This window comes from Diplocloster agilis (genome assembly GCF_019042275.1).
Lineage (GTDB): Bacteria > Bacillota > Clostridia > Lachnospirales > Lachnospiraceae > Diplocloster > Diplocloster agilis.
Genome location: NZ_JAHQCW010000003.1, coordinates 185,940 through 205,665 on the forward strand (window position 1 = coordinate 185,940; position 19,726 = coordinate 205,665).

The 19,726-nt window shown below is 35.4% G+C and carries 17 protein-coding genes; 4 read left to right on the top strand and 13 right to left on the bottom strand.

Annotation, left to right across the window (positions count from 1 at the left end; all coding sequences use genetic code 11):
• Positions 1-11: 11 nt before the first annotated feature.
• The 3 genes from KTH89_RS03310 to KTH89_RS03320 form a co-directional block, all read right to left on the bottom strand.
• A complete protein-coding gene (locus KTH89_RS03310) occupies positions 12-1,445 on the bottom strand; it encodes a flippase (protein ID WP_238720614.1) in 1,434 nt (477 codons plus the stop codon).
• A 1,200-nt stretch (positions 1,446-2,645) separates the two neighbouring features.
• Entirely contained in the window at positions 2,646-3,860 is a 1,215-nt protein-coding gene (locus KTH89_RS03315; RefSeq protein ID WP_158342989.1) for a glycosyltransferase family 4 protein, read from the bottom strand.
• Between the two features lie 10 nt (positions 3,861-3,870).
• A complete protein-coding gene (locus tag KTH89_RS03320) occupies positions 3,871-4,671 on the bottom strand; it encodes a WecB/TagA/CpsF family glycosyltransferase (RefSeq protein WP_238720615.1) in 801 nt (266 codons plus the stop codon).
• Positions 4,672-5,109: 438 nt separating this feature from the next.
• Between KTH89_RS03320 and KTH89_RS03325 the strand changes: the two genes are divergently transcribed.
• From KTH89_RS03325 to KTH89_RS03335, 3 genes are all read left to right on the top strand, one after another.
• Positions 5,110-5,517 (top strand): nucleotidyltransferase domain-containing protein, encoded by a 408-nt coding sequence (locus KTH89_RS03325; RefSeq protein ID WP_238720616.1) that lies wholly within the window; start codon positions 5,110-5,112, stop codon positions 5,515-5,517.
• On the top strand, positions 5,501-5,914 hold the full coding sequence (locus KTH89_RS03330; protein WP_238720617.1) for a HEPN domain-containing protein: 414 nt from the start codon (positions 5,501-5,503) through the stop codon (positions 5,912-5,914). Before KTH89_RS03325 ends, KTH89_RS03330 begins: the two co-directional genes overlap by 17 nt.
• Before the next feature lie 231 nt (positions 5,915-6,145).
• Complete coding sequence (locus tag KTH89_RS03335; protein WP_238720618.1) at positions 6,146-7,483, top strand: RNA-binding domain-containing protein; 1,338 nt, start codon at positions 6,146-6,148, stop codon at positions 7,481-7,483.
• 268 nt (positions 7,484-7,751) lie between these two features.
• On the opposite strand, the gene KTH89_RS03340 is transcribed toward KTH89_RS03335, so the two are convergent.
• From KTH89_RS03340 to KTH89_RS03380, 10 genes are read right to left on the bottom strand one after another with little or no spacing between them, the layout of a single operon-like run.
• Positions 7,752-8,672 (bottom strand): hypothetical protein, encoded by a 921-nt coding sequence (locus KTH89_RS03340; RefSeq protein WP_238720619.1) that lies wholly within the window; start codon positions 8,670-8,672, stop codon positions 7,752-7,754.
• Positions 8,673-8,724: 52 nt separating this feature from the next.
• On the bottom strand, positions 8,725-10,266 hold the full coding sequence (locus KTH89_RS03345) for an oligosaccharide flippase family protein (RefSeq protein WP_238720620.1): 1,542 nt from the start codon (positions 10,264-10,266) through the stop codon (positions 8,725-8,727).
• 22 nt (positions 10,267-10,288) lie between these two features.
• Positions 10,289-11,482, bottom strand: a complete 1,194-nt coding sequence (locus KTH89_RS25175) for an O-antigen ligase family protein (protein ID WP_408639954.1) — start codon at positions 11,480-11,482, stop codon at positions 10,289-10,291.
• Positions 11,483-11,484: 2 nt separating this feature from the next.
• Positions 11,485-12,279 (bottom strand): glycosyltransferase family 2 protein, encoded by a 795-nt coding sequence (locus KTH89_RS03350; RefSeq protein WP_238720621.1) that lies wholly within the window; start codon positions 12,277-12,279, stop codon positions 11,485-11,487.
• A 60-nt stretch (positions 12,280-12,339) separates the two neighbouring features.
• Positions 12,340-13,242, bottom strand: coding sequence for an alpha-1,2-fucosyltransferase (locus KTH89_RS03355; protein WP_238720622.1), 903 nt, complete (start codon positions 13,240-13,242; stop codon positions 12,340-12,342).
• 1 nt (position 13,243) lies between these two features.
• Positions 13,244-14,497: a glycosyltransferase family 4 protein gene (locus tag KTH89_RS03360; RefSeq protein ID WP_238720623.1), complete on the bottom strand. Its 1,254-nt coding sequence runs from the start codon at positions 14,495-14,497 to the stop codon at positions 13,244-13,246.
• The gene (locus KTH89_RS03365) at positions 14,491-15,804 is read right to left on the bottom strand and encodes a nucleoside/nucleotide kinase family protein (RefSeq protein ID WP_238720624.1); all 1,314 of its coding nucleotides are present in this window, start codon (positions 15,802-15,804) and stop codon (positions 14,491-14,493) included. Before KTH89_RS03365 ends, KTH89_RS03360 begins: the two co-directional genes overlap by 7 nt.
• Before the next feature lie 26 nt (positions 15,805-15,830).
• The gene (locus KTH89_RS03370; RefSeq protein WP_238720625.1) at positions 15,831-16,748 is read right to left on the bottom strand and encodes a protein kinase family protein; all 918 of its coding nucleotides are present in this window, start codon (positions 16,746-16,748) and stop codon (positions 15,831-15,833) included.
• Positions 16,749-16,806: 58 nt separating this feature from the next.
• Entirely contained in the window at positions 16,807-17,991 is a 1,185-nt protein-coding gene (locus tag KTH89_RS03375; RefSeq protein WP_238720626.1) for a glycosyltransferase family 4 protein, read from the bottom strand.
• Between the two features lie 12 nt (positions 17,992-18,003).
• On the bottom strand, positions 18,004-18,885 hold the full coding sequence (locus KTH89_RS03380) for a WecB/TagA/CpsF family glycosyltransferase (protein ID WP_330656649.1): 882 nt from the start codon (positions 18,883-18,885) through the stop codon (positions 18,004-18,006).
• A gap of 273 nt (positions 18,886-19,158) precedes the next feature.
• Between KTH89_RS03380 and KTH89_RS03385 the strand changes: the two genes are divergently transcribed.
• Positions 19,159-19,719, top strand: coding sequence for a VanZ family protein (locus KTH89_RS03385; RefSeq protein ID WP_238720627.1), 561 nt, complete (start codon positions 19,159-19,161; stop codon positions 19,717-19,719).
• Positions 19,720-19,726 lie beyond the last annotated feature (7 nt).

A 19,726-nucleotide genomic window follows, 5' to 3' on the forward strand; every position in this document is an offset into this window, starting at 1 on the left:
ATGATCCCCTATCACTTTTTTCTGATTTTAAATTGCATTAAATCTATTAACAGTTCATCTTTCAACAATAAAAGTATTATAATGTAACTCAATGCACTGAATGCTATGATAAAAAGCGAATGTACAAAGGTAGGCGATAAACTTTGAGATAGCAGTAGTGATATCACAAGCATTACAGATGAACTAATAATTTTTTTATAGCTTTTTTGAATTATTCTATGAATATTTAATTCTTTTCTGGCAAGAAAAAGTGCTACGCCAACCAATAAGTATTCGGATATAACTGAGGATATAATCGCACCCATGGAGGCAAATTTGGGTATCAGCAGCAGATTGCAAAATATATTTATAAAAGTTCCAAATGCAATAGAAAGTGTGTAATAATTTTGCCTGTTGGTAGGAATAAAAAATTGTACTCCAATCACATTTTTCATTCCCATAGCAATTGCTATAGGACTAAACAGCTGGAGTAAAAGAATAACCTTTTCAAACTGATCCCCAAAAAACCAAGGGACGATATTAGAAGCAGTACCAATAAGTCCAAAACAAAGAGGTATGGAAAGAAAAAACGTTATATCAAAAGATTTATATAACAATTCATGTATTTTCAGTGTATCATTTTGACCAAATAATTTGGCGATTCGTGGAGCCAATACATTTCCAGCTGCAATTATAACCGTGATAGCAACGAATATTATTTTACTGGCCTGCTCATAATATCCATTTTCTACAGAAGATTTTGTGATACTTCCCAGCATTGTTTTATCAAAATAATTATACGCAATAAGTGCAATTTGAGGAAAAAATAAAGTAACAGAAGGCAAAATATGCTTTTTAATTTCAACTTTTTTCCATACAGGTTTTTTTATATATTTATGTATACTGAAAAACAGGCTCATATTTCCTAAGAATGAGGCCGCTGTAATACTGAAGACATATAAATTCAGATCAGCTTGTGTTTTAACGAATAAAAAGATAAATAAAATTCCAAGTAACTTAACGATCAAATTTCTGATGACTATGATTGGGAATTCCTCCATACCTCTAAAAAACCAGGTAATGTCAAATATTAATCCCAAAATACCCATAGACTGAATAATAAATAAGGTCTTATATTGAGCCGGCATAATGACGATAAGCCAAATATAAGCAACAAAAGCAATTGCTATAGTTATGAATCTAAAAATCAGTAAATCCCAAAAAAGTTTACTGCGTTGTTCCAGATTATCCTGAAATACAGCCACCTGCCTTTGACCATATAGCTCAGTTCCCAGTACTGCTATTGTTAAAAAATATGCGCATATGGATTGCGTATAACTATAGTCACCGATGCCGGCCGGTCCAATCACCCTTGAGATATATGGCGTTGTAATCAGGGGAATCAGGATAGTCAAGATTCGATAGCTTAATTCACAAATGTAATTGAGTCTTAGATTTTTTTGCATTACTTTATATGTCATCACCTTTTATTTTATGTGGCACAGTTGGCGTCTTTTCATCTAAAGGATTTTTTATATGAACCTTGATTGTACTAAGTGTAATAGTGTAAAATCCAATAAGAATATTAATATATATCATGACATTATCTGTTAAATAAATAACGAACAGATAAATGATAGCTAGATAGAGAGTCATGTAGTTTTTGTTTCCAAATTTTTTAAATATTTTATAATATAATAATAAATATATTAACAATCCGAGGAGCCCTATCTCCATATAACACATAAGCCAATCGCTGTGTAGGTTAGTAATAGGATAACGTATAATAGCAAGCTTATTCATTACAGAACCTAAGCCATCGCCAAAATAAAACAGTGAAAATTCGCTCGTAACCTTAAAAATGTTATATAATTTTAATCGTCCCATATCCATTATATTGAATCTGGCATACAAATTTGTTAGTGTATTTGAATAGATAGACCAGACATAAAAAATCACAATAATGGCCGCTGCAACGAAAGACAATTTAATTATTTTTTGATAATTTTTATTAAATTTTGTAATAATCATATACAATACTAAAACTAGCGCTAAACCCGCGAAACTTATTCTTTTATTTGTTAATAAAATAAAAGGAACAGTAAATAGCAGTAATTTATATTTTTTATTTACCAGAAAGTAGATCGAATACAAGGAAAATAAAAATGCTTGAGAAGATTCCAATAGGTCCATGCGAAAACCAGATTTCAAAAAAATAGTGCACATTCTGATAATATAGATAACGGCGTGAACACAAAATTGTGCAGTGATAAGTCTGTACGTGTTTCCTGTACTCATGACCAAAATTAAAGCAGTAGCAAAAGGTAACAATATGAAAATGCAATATCGAAACGTATAGCTGTTTAAGCTATGATGTGTAATCGATGTTATTACTCCCAGAATTACATAAAATAAGGGCGGCAATATTAAATAAAAATAAGTCCGATCTGTTTTTGATATACTTAAAACTGTCTTATTCTTTATAATGAAATAAATCACTGTTGCCATCGCAATTAGGATATATCTCAAAATGCCGCTAAAATAAGTTGCGCTTATAGATATAAAAATTAAAATTAACAATTCTGATTTACATAATTTTATAGTCTTATTCATTGTTTATTCTTTCTATCTGTATAGTATGTAATTACAAACAATTCATAATTTCTTCAGTCAATTTTTTCGGCCAATAGTTTTAAATAGATTGCCTTTAGTAGTTCATAATTTTTGTGGCTGCTATATTTTTGGTAATATTCCTTCCATGCATTTTGACTCATGAGTTCTGAATCCATTACTTCAAAATCTGCAATGGCAGATTTCAATGAAGCTACTTCTTTATAATCAAATTTTAATCCGGTTTTACCATGCTCAATAAGATAGTCTGAATTTCCAAGATTGCTTCCAATAACAGGAGTCCCTTGGGAAAAACTTTCGATGATAACCATAGGTAAATTTTCATAACATTGTGTTGGAAAAATCAAAGCTTTTGCTTTAGCTAATAGTTCACCAACCTTTTCATGATTTTGTTCACCTAAAAAAAAGATATCCTGTTTCTCAAAATTTGTTTTATCTGCAAGATACTGCGAATATAATTCTCCGCTGCCAACTAATACAAGAGACTTCCCATCCATTTCCTGGAAAGCATTGACCAGGAGGGGGATTCCCTTTAAATTTTCAATTCTTCCAATATATAAATAGAAATCTCTATCTGTCGCTTTTATAGTTTCCTCAATCTTTTTATATCCAAACGTGAAATTGGGTTTTATAAAAACATGATTCGGATTAATCAATAATCTTCTTTGTGTATAATTCAATGATAACAATTTATCTTTGTTAAATTCTGTCAGGCATATATAACTTAATTTCCTATATGTACCAAGTAAGCGATGGATCTTAAGGTTGAGTACGCAAAAAAAAGTTTGTAATTTGCTATTCCGATAACAATTATGTATAAGAGCTGCTTTTAATCCTTTAGAAAGACATTCCTCACAGATTTGTCCATTCCGATAAAAAGTCGCCGCCGGACACAAAAGTCGAAAATTATGTATTGTCTGCACCACCGGAATTTTACAGGAAAATGCTGCGTAATATACGGAAGGACTTATTAAAGCCAAAGTATTATGGACATGAACTATGTCTATCTGTTTTTTCTTTATGATCTGTTTAATTTCGTGATATGTTTTTAAGGAAAAAATGGAACCGAATGGTAAACATATTTTTTGAAACAATCCCATCGTTTTTAACTCAGAATTATCTCTGGTATATGAAAAAACATCATGACCATTTTGCTCTAATAATCGTTTTTCATTTTCAACAACAGTGTCTTCTCCGCCTGTCACCTGATATTTATTATGTACAATAAGTATCCTGGGTTTACTTTCCACATTACTCTCCCTATTTTCCTTTTATGATTGCGTTCCATATGAATTTCGTATTTGTTTTTAAATAACGGTTAAATAGCCTGACCGGCTCCTGCATTAATCGGTAAAACCACTCCAGATTGTTTTTTTGCATCCACTTGGGAGCACGCTGAATATTTCCCGCAAAGTAATCAAAGCCAGCGCCTACCCCTATCATCACCCCATTGATTTTTCCCTGATGTTGACTCATCCAATATTCCTGTTTGGGGGCACCTAGTCCAATCCAGACAAAATCACTATTTGTTCGGTTTATTTCGGCTATGCATTTGGAATCATCCTCTGGTTGAATGGAATGAAAGGACGGGCTATACATACCAGTAATTTCGATACCTTCATATGTACGTTTTAAATTTGTATTTAGCTTATCTAAAGTTTCGACGGTCGATCCATAGAAATAATGTCGGTAACCAAATTGGGGAGAAATTTTAAATATTTCATGCATCAAATCGGGACCTGTTATCCGGCATATATTGGTACAGCCACGCTTTTGTCCTACGGCAGATAATGGTCCACCATCAGGCAGAGCCATCAATGCATTGTTCTGGATTCTACAATATTCATCATTTTCATATGACGTAACTGTAGTATGTACATTTGACACACATATATAATCTCCTGTTAAACGATTCCCTTTTTCTGCGTTTATGTTCTCAGTTAAATATTGAATGAGCCAATTCATATTAACGGCAGCAATATTAACGCCAAGAATGTTGCATACAGGTATTTCATTTTTGTTTACCTGACGAACGTAGGAATTTATGTAATCAGATGCCATATAAAATCCCAACCTCCAAATAATTGCTACTATTTACATATAAAATCACACAATAGTATCATTTAGAAACTTTTACGATATTTAGGGGATATACAAATCAAGAAATATGTGGTATAAATAATACATAGATACCTTAATCTATTAATCTTTGCGTAATGCCTTCTCGCTAATTCCCCTGGAGAAGGCATTTTACTTTCTATAGAAACAATCATTGCAATAAGTCAGCCCATTCATTTACTTATGTGGTACAACCATACGTGAATAGATATATCAATCCAATCAAAACATCCTCCCCAATTATGTATAGGAAAACGTAAGGAGATGTAATGAAAGCATATAAAAACACTGAAAAATCCATAAGATGTATGGTAGACAAATTTTATTTTTGCTATAATACTATAGAAGAATATAGGAAAACAAAAAAGGAGCTGATCATCATTGTCAACCAAAGGGGAGGATGCAACGCAAGAAAGTGTTACGATAGATAAACTGCCTCTGCCGGACAGATACAAAAGAGGGCTCCACGCGGCATTGCGGGTGATATATTCGATGAATATAGAAGGATTTCTCTACGTTATCCTATACGGCAGCTGTGTAACCGGTAAGATAAAAACTTCTAGCGATATTGATCTGCTTATTGTTACGGAAAAAAAACTGGTTGATCGGCAGCTCAGATCCCTCATCCGTGAAAACGTAGACCAAACGGTAGAAGTACTGAATGTATCCGTCGATATTGTATTCTATACAGAACAGACTTTGCAGACAGATCAATCAATTTTTACGAATAATATAAGGAAATACGGAAAAATCATCAGAAAGGATGAAAAGCATGGATTCATATTATGATACAGCGCAGAATGATTACCTCTATTTGGAGGGAGTGAAAGAAATTCTGAATAATCTGCGTAGTTATAATCCTATTGCGGTTACTGCCCAGAATATTGCGGAGCGATATCTGAAGCATATAATACAGAATTATATGTTGGATAAGGATTATACGCAGACCTTACGGTCTCATAAGCTTATGACTCTATACCAGGCTATCCATAGCAGGTTTGAAGATTTTATTTTAGATGATAATATGCTTCGGATTTTGACAGACTATTATTTTGATGCACGTTATCCCGGCGCTGATTATATCATGGTAACGAGAGAAGATGCTCTTGAGGCTATTCAGGGTGTGGAAACGATCAAATATGCGGTGGATTCATTCATTGAAAAGATGCAGGAAAAGGAATGCTAACAGGATGATTGCATTTCATCACTACTGCATGCTCATTAATTCTGTATGTAATGTCTTCTCACTTTTTTCTCGGGAGAGGGCATTTTTAATTGCAGCAGCTATAATTTCTATAGCTCTTGACTATTCTTGTTTTTTGAGTTAATGTGAAAGAGAAAGAATGAAAAAGAAAGAACGAGAAAGAATAAGCAAGAAAGCTCATACGATAATTAAGACAGGAAAGGAGCATGCACCATGAAATCATATGAAAATATCGATATAGAATTTAAAGAAATTTACGTAGATGACATCAAAAAAGAAGTGATCGCGTTTGCCAACACCTTCGGCGGGACTATCTACATTGGCATACGGAAAGACGGAACGGTTGTAGGAATAGATGATCCAGACTATGTAATGTTACAGGTAGCTAATGCATTGCGTGACAATATCAGACCGGATATCATGCCATTTGTACAAATCAAAACAATAGAAGAGGAGCAAAAACCCATCATCGAGATATCCGTACAGACCGGAACCGGCAGGCCCTATTATCTGCAGAGCAAGGGCTTGAAACCGGCCGGCGTATATGTGCGCAGGGGGAGTGCATCCCAGCCTTTAAGCGATGAGGGAATACGCGAAATGATCGTACAGACCAGCGGCAAGTCTTTCGAAAGAGGACGCAGTCTTGTCCAGGAATTAACTTTCTCCTCGTTTGAACATGAAATGAAGGAGAGAAATCTGGAAACCGGTCTTTCTCAAATGCGGACGCTGCGAATGATTGGAGAGGACGGGCTGTATACGAATCTGGCCTTATTATTGTCGGACCAATGTGAACATACGATAAAAGTGGCCGTTTTCCAGGGAACCGACAAAGCTGTTTTTCGTGACCGAAAAGAATTTTCGGGATCTTTACTCCAGCAGTTGGAAGAGGTCTACCAATTAATTGATTTATATAACAAGACAAAAGCAACTTTTTCCGGTCTGAACAGAATCGACACGCGGGATTACCCGGAGGAGGCGGTCAGAGAAGCCTTACTGAACTGCATTGTACACAGAGACTACTCTTTTAGCGGCAGTTCGCTCATTCATATATACGATGACCGTATAGAATTTGTATCGTTAGGCGGTCTGGTACCAGGGCTTTCGATGGAAGCGATTTTCATGGGAGTTTCCCAGTCCAGGAATCCGGATCTGGCAGCGGTTTTCTATCGTATGCGGTTAATAGAAAGCTACGGAACCGGGATCGGTAAAATACAGCGCCTATATGATGATATGAAAGAGAAACCTAAATTTGAAACGGCTCCGGGAGCCTTTCGGGTGATCTTGCCTAATCAAAATGAGGCAGGTGTATTAACCGTTCAGGTAGAGAATAAAGCAGAACCCCGGGAAATATTGCTACCATCCACCTGTGAACAGATTCTTCTTGAGTATGTAAGGGATAGAGGATACGTTACGCGTAAGTCCGCAGAAGAATTATTGGGCTCGAAATCGACGAAAGCATTCCGGATTCTGAAACAGCTGGTGGAACAAGGGCAATTGAAAGTGGAAGGTAGAGGAAAGAATTCAAGGTACGTAGCTAACAAAGAAGTGTAAAGGATCTTATAGGAGTGTGTATGGAGCACAGAGTTGCACCCGCATTTTTTAAAAACAAGTATATGTGAAATCATGAATAAACATCAGAATCATCAATCAGAAGGGGATGGGATGGAAATGAGGCCCTATTGGTATTCGGCAATTATGGCCGTAATTTCTGAATCCTTTCCCCTAGGGCTGATTTAATTTCCCACATAATATGCCTGTAGAAGCCAAAATACTACAGTACAAGAGTTTACTTTTTATCATTCAAATGTCACTCTTAAGATTACTTCGCTATATAGCCGGAATATATTTTTTTGAGAATTCTATTTAATTGTTTCAGGATAGTATCTATGATATCCTTCGTATAATAGAAAAACCATTTATTCTTATATAAATATTTTATTAACGTAGAATTTTTAATCACCTGATTCGAATATTTCACACTAAAATCTTTCATCCTGCGTATGGCTTCCCCGGATTCCATCTTCATGAGACACTTGACCGCGCTGCGGGAACAGCACAGACCATGTACGTTAGAATCCATTTTTATAGAAATCACATGATCCAAATTTTTTATAAATTGACTTTGTTCAACATCATTTGGTAATTGTCCGGGATAAAAATATATAATATAAGAAGAGCTGCCTTTTATGTATTCAATGAGGTTAAAATATTTACTTTTATTACTATCATTTTTAAACTTATCGATATAAAACCAAGTTTTAGTGTCTATAACATTTAAATCAAAATATCCTGAAAAGCAATAAATTAATTTTGCGCCTAAAATACAGCCGGCTAATGCAGCGGCATATGCGCCAGCGGAAGATCCTACAGTATATAACTCATAACCCTCAGTCTGTTCTTTTAAAAAATCTATTACCGCATCCATGCTGGGTAATTGTTTGCTGATACCAGTAATATAGAACTGCTTGGCAATATCCCTTATGTAGATGTTTTTATCCGCTTTTATTTTCAAATCAGACTTATAAAATTCGAATTTATTTTCAGTATCAATAAACGCTTTTTTAAATGCGTCTATTGTATTAGGGTAATAGATACCACTGGATGAAAAATAGATAACCGCTACCGGTAAAGGATAATCACTTTTATTCTCATTAAACTCAATGAGATAATTATTATGATTATAAACCTCTTCAAAATATTTGCCTGAAACGATACTTAAATTTGATTTTTCTATTTTCATTGTCAACCTGCCAATTACTAAAATTTTGTGAAGCATTGGATAGCTAGTGAAATTATTTATGTTTTAAATAACGTAGTATGATTTTTTTTAAAAGATCGATTATATTTTGCGGTCCAAGTATTATAAAGGAAAAGAAACAAAGGGTAATACATCCCGTAACTGCCGCAAATGAAAATAATGAGAACCAGGATTGTATCATAAAAAACTTTTTAACATATGAGACCAAACTAATAATAATGACTGAACATAATACAGATTTAACAACCGTAGGATAAAAGGTAAACCATTTTAGTTTAAGATTTTTACAGGCGTATAATGGTAAAAAAAGGCCAACGGACAGTATTTGTATAAATGAACTTATCAAAGGCAATGAAATCAATCCGGGATGGAAAAAGTAATGTACCAGATAAACAACAATAATATTCAGAATGCCCATGGACAATGTGAATAGAGCCGGTATCTTTACTTTATTCATAACAATATTTAAGTTGACCAGTGTCCATGTGCAAGTTATTATAAAATGCGGCAAAATAGTGACCAGCGATAAAATTGATAAGTAATGAGGATCTTCACCAGGCGTCCATAATGCAAAAAAATTGGAGGCTAAAGCGGTAAATACGGAAATAATGGTACATCCTAATATCCCTACTAATTTTTGTGAATTTATTATTTCTTTAATTAATCCTTTTTTATCATTTAGTGCATATTTATAGGTGATAACCGGGTAAAAAACTCCGATCAACATCGTAATAACACCATTTATAAATTGAGGAACCGTATTTGCAATGGAATATGTTCCGGAAACCCCTGCGCCATAGTAGATATTAGCCAGGATAATCGACATACCAACTAATAAATTATTGCCCAAAGTATTAATCGCGTTCCAGACACTTGATGTAAATAAAGTTTTTGTGTGTTTCCAGGAAAAGTATTTTTTAGAAACTTTAATTTCCGGTAAGAGCATATTGGTATATTTTATTTGAATGAATATGTTTAATATAGCAATAACAAGAGCGACTACCCCCACATAAATAATAGATGGGATAAAATATTTATATAATAAGAAAAAAAGGATTAATTTCAATCCAGCTAAAATAAGCTCTCTCAAAGATCTTAAGTCAATACGGTTTTTAGCAAAGGTGGCAATACCAAATACCGTTGCAAGAATATTAATAATGGCGGATGAAAAGACTAAAATAAATAAGCATTTTATGGCCGCTTCCGAATTTATCGGGATATCCATAAAAACATCTATAAAGAAGATAAAGATAAACATTGGCACTAATAAAAATATACTTATAATGATATCTGATATTAAAACAGATGAATAGTATTTATTAGCTTCGGATTTATCCCCTTTCACCAGGGAAACTGTGACAAATCTGCTGGCCATAGAGTTCATGGCGTTTGTCAGAATTGACATATAACTTACGATCGTATTTGCTACCGGATAAAAGCTATAAGTTTCTCTTCCTAAAGCATTAATTAAAAATGGAGTTAACAGAAAAGAAATGATAATGTTAGCAGAATACGAAACAATATTGGATAACATATTCAAGCTCATCTGTTTTTTACTGATATTATTATAATTCACTTGTTGTCTTTTCCTTTCTTTACTAATCCTGTGATGATTTGAAATTTTTCAAGTGTGCGCATAAAACCAGAAAAAAATAAAAAGACCAACAGCTTGCCATTCCGTAAGAATAAAATAAAAAGGTGACCAAAAATAAAGTGAATAGTACAGTTGAAATATTATTAAGTTTCTGATCATTTATTTTAATGAGATTATGGCAATATGTCACTAATAAAAATAGAAATACACAGAGTGAAATGATCCCACCCTCAATTAATATATGTAATATTTGATTGTGTTCACTGACTAGAACTCCATTAGTATATTTTGTAACGATCCTGCCTACTCCATATCCCCAAATGGGCGCTTTTAGTATATTTCTTATTGTAATATTCCAAATGTAAGTCCGACCGGAAAAGGTTATAGTTTTATGAAGGATTTTCTCAATAAAAAAAGCTACAAAAGAGCTATTTAACAAAAAATTTGTTACGATGACAGAAAAATAAGTCACAATGCTTATTGCCATAACAATATAAGGATTCATTTTTAATTTATGTAGGAGAGAAAACCGGTCAAGATAATAAAAGATAAGCAGGGACAGGAGTACAACAACTGAAGTCATATCCCGGTCACCAAACATAAACATCCCACAGAAAATATATAGGACTAGTAATACATTAGCCAGTCTTAAATATAATCTTTTCCGATATATTTTAGCCATTAAATAAGCTAAAAAATAAGCTAGTAAAATAAGCAAATAGTAACTATAGGTCTGCCCCAGAAAATAAATATGATCCGACCACCCAAATCCATTTGTAATGGTATGAAATCCCTGCGAATTCACTATTATAGTAATTACGTTTATAGACAGATAAATGAAACAAAGAGTACAAATGGCATCCAACATATAGTAAAATTCTTCTTTTGGACATTGCTCTATTATAAATATAGAAACTACCACGACTAAACACGAGCCCCAGTAAGATATCAGACTTCCACCGTTCCTATAGGTAGAGATACTTTGAACAATTATAAATAAAAGCACGATCCAGGAAGTTAAAGTAAGCTTTTTTTTCCCTTTTATAAGGGGGACTCCTATACTTAATAAAAGATATGTAAATACCAAAGTTAAATATAAAACTCTTGTGCCCTGTATCAATGGTTCATTATATAAATAAATATTTATGACCGGGAAAAATAAAAATAAATATTTAATTTTCTTTTTTGAAATTATCATTCCTATTCCCCTGTGTATGATATATTTTTCGATCTGATTAAGCGTTTTCCACCGAACAATGCATATAAATTAGAACAGAGCTCCGGGATATGAAATATTTTCAGGAATATATGAAAAACGTTCCATTTCCCTCGTTCCCTGTTGTAACTTACTTTATCCTCTGATTTTTGCCCGAAATGTTTCCGAAAGCCTGACAGAACAATATCCGTAATGTAGATATCACTGTAATGAGCAAACCTTTTCCACAATAAAAAATCTCCGGCATATTTATATTTTTTTATATCCGGGCCGTTTGCGGTTTCCCATAACGATCTTTTCCAAAAAGTAGATTCCTGCTGTAATCCGCAGCCGCCTTTGCCAGGATATCCCATCTTCATGAAAATGCGAAACGGTATAGGCAAAATGGTGCTTGCAGAATACATTACTCCATTTTCCGTGTATATGACAGGAAAACCGGTAAGCCAGTGTATATCTTGATTTGACATAAGATTTAAAACCATATGGACAGTGTAGGGGCGGTACATATCATCTGCGTTCAGCCATGCAAATATATCGCCGGTAGCCATAGCAAATCCTTTACATATGGCATCATACATTCCATTGTCCGGTTCCGAAATCCACCGCATATTATAAGTACCGGCATATTTCAAAATAATCTCCCGCGTGGAATCGGTGGAACCGCCATCAACGATAATATGCTCGAAATTCGTATTCGTTTGTTGCTTAATTGATAAAATACAATCTTCTATATATTTATCACAATTATAAACAGGTGTAATAATAGATAGCTTTGGCATTTTTAAATGCTCCTTTATTGTAAGAACATAGTTGTGCAGACCGGATAATTATTCCTGAAATTAATGCCGGATAACATTCCTTATAAAGTGAATAGCCGTAAAAAAATCGGACTTGAGACTTCTGCGTCCTCCTTTGATTTTAATCCATTCGGTTAAATAACAATCCTCATTATTGCGGAAACATAAATAACTGGGATATCGTATGGGGCAATAAGTAGTCCCGGATTTTGGATCGATAAAGGATGACATCGTTGAAAAGGTACTGTTACAGACGATATGGGCATCACACATTGAGATCAGACACATATCCTCAATCAAACTACCGCGTACGTCTACCGATTCATATTTTTCCATAAACTTAGCCACGGCTTTCGTTCTCGTATCATAAAAGCAAAGAAATATAGGATTTTTAAAATCCTTTTGCGCTGTGCGGGCTGCGTTAATCCAATAGGAGGATTGTAACGCTAATCCATGTGACGTATAATCTTTACCCACCCTAAAGTGTACGGAGACGACAGGACGGCCAAAATAATTCTTATGTATCAAATCTAATTTTTTTTGGGCTTCATTTATAGTATCCGTTTGAAACTTAAACCATTTTATGACATCCTTGCGCTTATGACTGAAATATCTAAAAGATTCAAATAATCCATCCATAACTACATTGTCATGTATGGCGAATGCTTCATCAAAATAAAATTTTTCTCTATTACCGATGCGGTATTTGTTCTCGTCATAAACTTCCATATCTGCAGGGATGCTTTGGAGAAATTCCTTCTTGGGTAAGAGGAACAGGGTAGTAATATCATTTCCATATTTTGAATCCCTGTCATTTATATACTGTTCCTCCATCGGCTGCCTGTAATATTGGAACGCGAAATTTTTATCCTCCGCAATTGATTTTACAGCGGCATACTGCATCATTTGATTACCAAGCTGATTTTTCAAATTAGCGATCAGCATCTTATGCATCCTTTCCAAAATCAGTCATAATTCGTTCATAAACCTGAGATATTGCGTCAACCGTATGTTTCCAAGAATATAATGTTTCGATACGGTTCCTGGCCGATCTTCCTTGCATCTCAATCAGATTTCTGTTGTTATAATATGTTAAAACAGCATTCATCATATCTTTCTTCATCGTTTGGTAATCGCTTATCTCAATACGAGTCCCTGTGGCATCGCTAACAATCTCACCCGCTCCATGATGTTTCAGAGTGATAACCGGTAGTCCATGGGACATAGCTTCCAATATTACATTGCCGGAAGTATCCCGCAGGCTGGTAAAAATGAAAACATCCGCATGATCATAGTGATCATTGACATCCTGATAAGTTAAAGCACCTATAAAATGAATTTTTTCTTCCATTCCATATATTTTTACAAGCTTCTCACAGGCCCGGCGGTCCTCCCCATCACCGATAATTTCCAGATCAAAATCTCTGAAATCGGACTGTCCAAGTGCATCAAGAAGCAGCTTCAGGCCCTTGCGGGGCCATATACCTCCAACCCAAAGAAGTTTTATAGCGTCTGCCTCCGATAAATTATAATTCTTAATATGGTTTCTTTCCGGGTTATATGCCGTCTCTAACAATCTTATGTAATTTCTGGATGAAGGCATTATTTTTTCTGTAGACGGATCAGCAATTAATATTGCCGCCGCACTTTTTATAGCATTGTGTATATCGTGGGAGAAGTTTATGTAAAGAAAATTAATAATATTTCTTAGTTCTTCCTTTCCAATATTTCTTTTGTTGAAATAAGCTTCTTTAAAAACAGGGGAGTAAAACTGCCCGCCTCCGACAGGTCCCCAAACAAAGGGGACATTTAGTTTATATAATTTGCCGGGTGTCCGGAATTCGTTAAACGTAATATGATGTATAATATCTATTTTTTCTTCAAGTACAATTTTGCGGGCGACAGCCGGTATATCTTTCTGCCATTTTTTATAATAGATAAATACCCCGTAGGGTAACTGCTTTAGTTTGAGTGTGCTTTTGGAACAGTCATAATAATAAAAGTGTAGATGACGAACAGGGTGATTGGTTAAATAATTTTCAATAGTAGTCTTATTGTTTGACCTGGTAAGGACGAATACCTCATATTTTTCACACAAATGGAGTGCCCAATTCCAGCCTACCCCTGGTTCCGATCCCTTATTCGGTTCACAGGCGTATGCCGAAAGCAATATTCTAAGTCTTTTATCAGGCATTACCATCTTCTTCTTCCTCTCATCGTTTCATTGCATGCTGCAAGCATCTGGTTCACACAATCGCTCATACTATTTACTGTCGTATCAATAAATAAAGCTCTGTCATTATCATGGAACAGCTCTTCTAACTTTTTCTTTTGTTCATCGATTTCTTCTATCTTAATTTCATGCTTTCGGTCAAAAAGTATTTGGCTATCACCGGTAAGTATAAAAATGAGATCCGGCTTTTTCATAAAACGGCTAAAAAATTTAAGGAATCCGGTCGGCAGATTGATATTATATCTTAATTTGTCAATGTAATAATCGTAATAGTACCTTTCCACAAGAACCAGTGAACTTTGTATTTTAGCTTTCGTAATGATAAGATTACCAATCATATAATCCATGAAATAATATCCAAATTTCAAGAAAGACAGTAGTTTACCAGCTTTAAAGGTTTTGCCGTGTGGCTTACTGACATCAATGGGAGTATTCCCTTTGCCGATCCGTGAGAGATCGTTTAGTACTCTCACCCGTGAATGATAATGCCTTACACGTCGGAAGGCAGGCTGATATTTAGGAATGAGTTCATTGGCAATGGTAGTCTTACCGGCGCCGTCAACTCCCATCAAAACCAGGAACATACCTGTAGGATGAATGATACGTTCTATCTTTCTTAATAAATCGAAAAAAACATAATGAACATTTGATTTTAGATTCCATGACTTATGCAGCAGTTCGTTCCGTAAAAGCTCCATAGACAGTTTGTTATAATTTTTCTGATCTATGGCTTTCAGAATAGATTCCATAGACTCTACACTTAAGAATCTCTGCATAGAACGTTTTACCAGTTCCTTTTCATGGAGAGTCATCTCAAGCCATAAAGAATTCAGTTGTAACTTGCTTCTCTCTGAAAATCCTTTCTTCAAGATTTTCTTAATTAAAATATAAGAAAATTCGATAATGCTTGAGGGTATATAAAAATTGTTATACTTTTTTCGGCCGGTAATTAATTCATCGATTGGAATTAAAATTCGGCCGTTTCGTTCATAGTGAATACAAAAATCCACTTGCAAAAATTCATCATCATTTGATATAACACAATCCGCTGCATAATACTCATGCCTCCAAAATTGTATAATGCGCCATCCGGTACCCTGCAGCAATGAATCTAACAAGTGAATCGCTGTATCAATTCGGTCTATTTTGATGGCAATATCGATATCTGAATCGATCTTTTCGGGCAATTGTTGATATGAGTGCAGTATTACAAATTTTATATCCATAGAGCAAAAAGTATTTACAATATGGTGGAAAACATCTTTTGAATTCATTTTTTTCTCCATCTAACAGGTATCATCTATATGGACCCTAACACCTCGTACATCGTATTAAAAAATAACTCCGTAAGTTTTTGTGAATTTTGGTTTCTAAGCCACGGATCAAACTCGGTACTCTTTTTTATCGCATTATGAATAGCTTCATTGGCCGATTTGTGATGTAATTTTCTTTCAATCATATAGGTATAATGTATCAGATCATATCCTCTAAACCGAATGCCACAGTGTTCCCAGTCAAATACTACATATTGTCCTTTATCCTTTTTAATATTCCATGGCGCAAAATCACCATGTGAGAATTCGTATTCGATATCGTCTGATTTTAACGGCGTACCTGCTATTTCCTTATAGATTCCATAAATCTCATCTGTCATAAAAGGTTTAACTTTATCGCCTGTAATTTCTTTTGTTACCAGAATATTGAAAGGAAACGGGTCTGATAATGTCCTGCTATCAATTAACTTTGGGATGTCGAATTTCAAATATTTACGAGTTTCATTTAAATAATTGATTTCGTTTATCATTTCTTCGTTTGTATATTCATTTCCCGCCTTGATATATGTGGCTGATGTTTGATTAGAACTAAAGCATTGAAATACTAATTTTTGTTTTTCATTGTAGGTACCCGCAATCATGTTCCAAGCTGAAGAGTCAGTTTTATAAAATATATCCTTAATTGCTGGATGTAAGCTAGCCTTTACAAAATAGCCGAGCTTATATAACGCTAGTGCGGATAAGGGGAGATATTCGAGATACCACATTAATAATCTAAGCTTTTTTGAATAGGTTGAAATATTATTGCTTAATCTTTTTTTTCCATCGTTAACCGCGATAAGATATCGAATTCTGTTTTTATCACACAGAGCCAGGTGGGTGGCATCCTTTTTAGCAACAGGTTCTATTTCTACTGCCTGTTTTATTATTACTGAATCTTTCAAATCAAGCTCCTTACTAAGAACAGTCCATTCTTATGGTAGCATGGCCTCTTCTAAGAATTTATATCAACTGATCATATATATTTAACAATTGTTCGTAATTACTTTCCGGAGAAAATTGATTTTGGTATGTGCGGTAGGCAGCTTCCCCGTAAGAATCCCTATCCAGTTTTTCAAAATGCTCAATGGCATTTATTAACGCTTGGCATGAATTATATGTGAAGGTGAGTCCATTTTTACCATTTTCAATTAAACCACCAATATTACCGATGCCACCAGCAATTACCGGTACATGACTGGCAAACGCCTCTGCAATAATCATGCCAAAAGTTTCATACCACTGGGAAGGTACAATAACGGCGCAGGCCCTGTTATAAGCATTGTCTATTTCTCCATGTTCGAGAAAACCTGTAAATTTTATATTGCTTGCGTTGAGTCTTCTTGCCAGCAGCCGATATTTTTCGAATTCGGTTCCGGTACCTACTATTAACAGATTCCGATCCGGAAGCTGTGAAAATGCTTCTATAAGAAGATCAAGTCCTTTGATCTTTTCAATTCTACCAACAAAGAGATAGTAATCCCCTCTTAAGAACTGACCGGTATTGGCAAATGTAAAGTTCGGTTTAATAAAAACTTTATCCGGATCAATTATTTTTTTCTTTCCAGGCTGGTTTAGCAGCAATAGTTTATCCTTATTAAAATCGGTCAGACATATAAAATTGATTTTTCTATAAGTTCCGAAAATACGGTGTAATTTGGTCGTTAATACACAAATAAATGTCTGAAGTCTGCTTTCTCTATAACAGCCATATTTAATCGCGCATCCCAGGCCATGTTCCACACATTCTTCACATATATGCCCATCACGGTAAAACGTAGCTCCGGGACATAAAAGGCGGAAATTATGCATGGTCTGTACGACTGGCACATGACAACGAAAAGCGGCATAATAGACAGAAGGGCTGATTAGATTCATCGTATTATGGACATGCAGGATATCGATATTCTGTTCCTGGATAATGTATTTGACCTCTTTATAAGTTCTAAAATTAAATATCATAGAGAATGGAAGACATAGTTTCTTTAAGCTTTTTGCACTATCTATTTCAGAATTATCTCTGGTGTACAACCATACCATATGCCCATGATTTTCCAGCAGTTTCTTTTCATTTTTAACTACAATATCTTCCCCCCCGGGAATCTGATAATAATTATGTACAATAAGAATTCTCAACTTAGTTTCCATAATGTAATTTCCTTATTTACCCTTTACAATAGCTTCCCAGATAAACTTTTTATTAGAGTGGAAATACCTGTAAAATAGCCGGAACGGATCCTGGATCAGCCGGTATAGCCATTCCAGATTCATTTTTTGCATCCATTGCGGCGCCCGCATGATGTTGCCGGCATAATAATCAAAGCCAGCTCCCACTCCGATCATGAGCCCGGTAATCTTTCCCTGATGTTCCGCCATAAACACTTCCTGCTTAGGAGCCCCAAGACCGATCCAAATAAAATCGACCTCTAATGAATTGATTTTGTTAATAATGAATCGGTCTTCTTCATTCGTTAAAGGGCGAAAGGGAGGACTATACATACCCGCTATAGTTATACCGGGGTAACTCTCCAATAACTTGTCCGCTAATTTCTTTAAAGTATTAGCTGTTGAACCATAGAAAAAATGCCGGTAGCCTTTTTGAGCAGATATTTTAAATATTTGCCCCATAAGATCAGGCCCTGTTGTGCGGCTCATATTTTTATATCCCCGCATATGCCCGACAGTACTCAGCGGACCTCCATCCGGTATAGCCATCAAGCCGCCATTTTGTACGGCGCAATACTCCTCATCCTCAAATGAGGTTACGGTAGTATGTACATTGGAGATACAGATATAGTCGCCGGACAAATCATGGCATTGCTCCGGTTTAATATGTTTGTCTAAATAATTCATTAACCATTCCATATTAATAGCGGCAATATTTACTCCCATAATATTGCAGACAGGTATCTCCAACTTATTTACTTGTCTAAGAAAGGTTTTATTATCTATATACATAGTAAAATTTAAGCTTTCTCCGGATAAATCGCGCACTTCCGGTAACAAAATATATTTCGACTGAACGTATTTGGCATTGCACAAAATGATCTCGTTTTATACCAGTATAAAAATGCAAAAAGTACATGCTGATAGCATGACCTCCCAAATAATTGCTATTATTTGAAACTCATAACCCCCCAAAAATCTTAAGAAATCCCCCCAAAAAATAAGAAAATAATAAGCCTTCCCCCGTTGCCCTAGCTCCCCAGAAATGCTAAAATACCCAATAACCAATCAAATAACCCAAAAAGAGCATTTCAAATACCAAATACAAAATAACAAAACAAATACCCCCCTCAGAAAGGAACCCCCCCCTTGCTCACAGACACCCTAACCCTGGTAATCAAAGACGTTCTGAACGCCTTCCGATACTTCCCCCAAGGCCTCCTGATCGGCCTTCTGGTCGCCATATTCCTCCTTTTTCTCAACGCCCGCCGGAAAAAAGCGCAAAAAAACAGGATACCCATCCTAAAGAGTATCCTATACACGATTTATGTTATTGTAGTCCTATACCTGACCCTTTTCTCCAGAGAAGCCGGGTCCAGAGACGCAGTCAACCTGACGGTATTCGGAACCATATCCGCCACGCCCAGAGCTTATTCCTACGTCATCGAGAACATCCTGTTATTTGTCCCCTGGGGGCTTCTCCTTCCGCTGCTCCTTCGCCGCTGCCGGAATCTGTTTTGGTGCACCCTGACAGGCCTGGCGGCCAGCCTGTTCATAGAAACCGCCCAGCTGCTGACACACAGAGGTTTCTTTCAGCTGGATGATTTGATTACGAATACATTAGGAACATGCGTGGGATGGTTTCTTTATTTTATCATTTCCGCCATCTGTCGTCATATACGGCCGTCCGGTAAGCAGAGACATCCCTAAACGATAA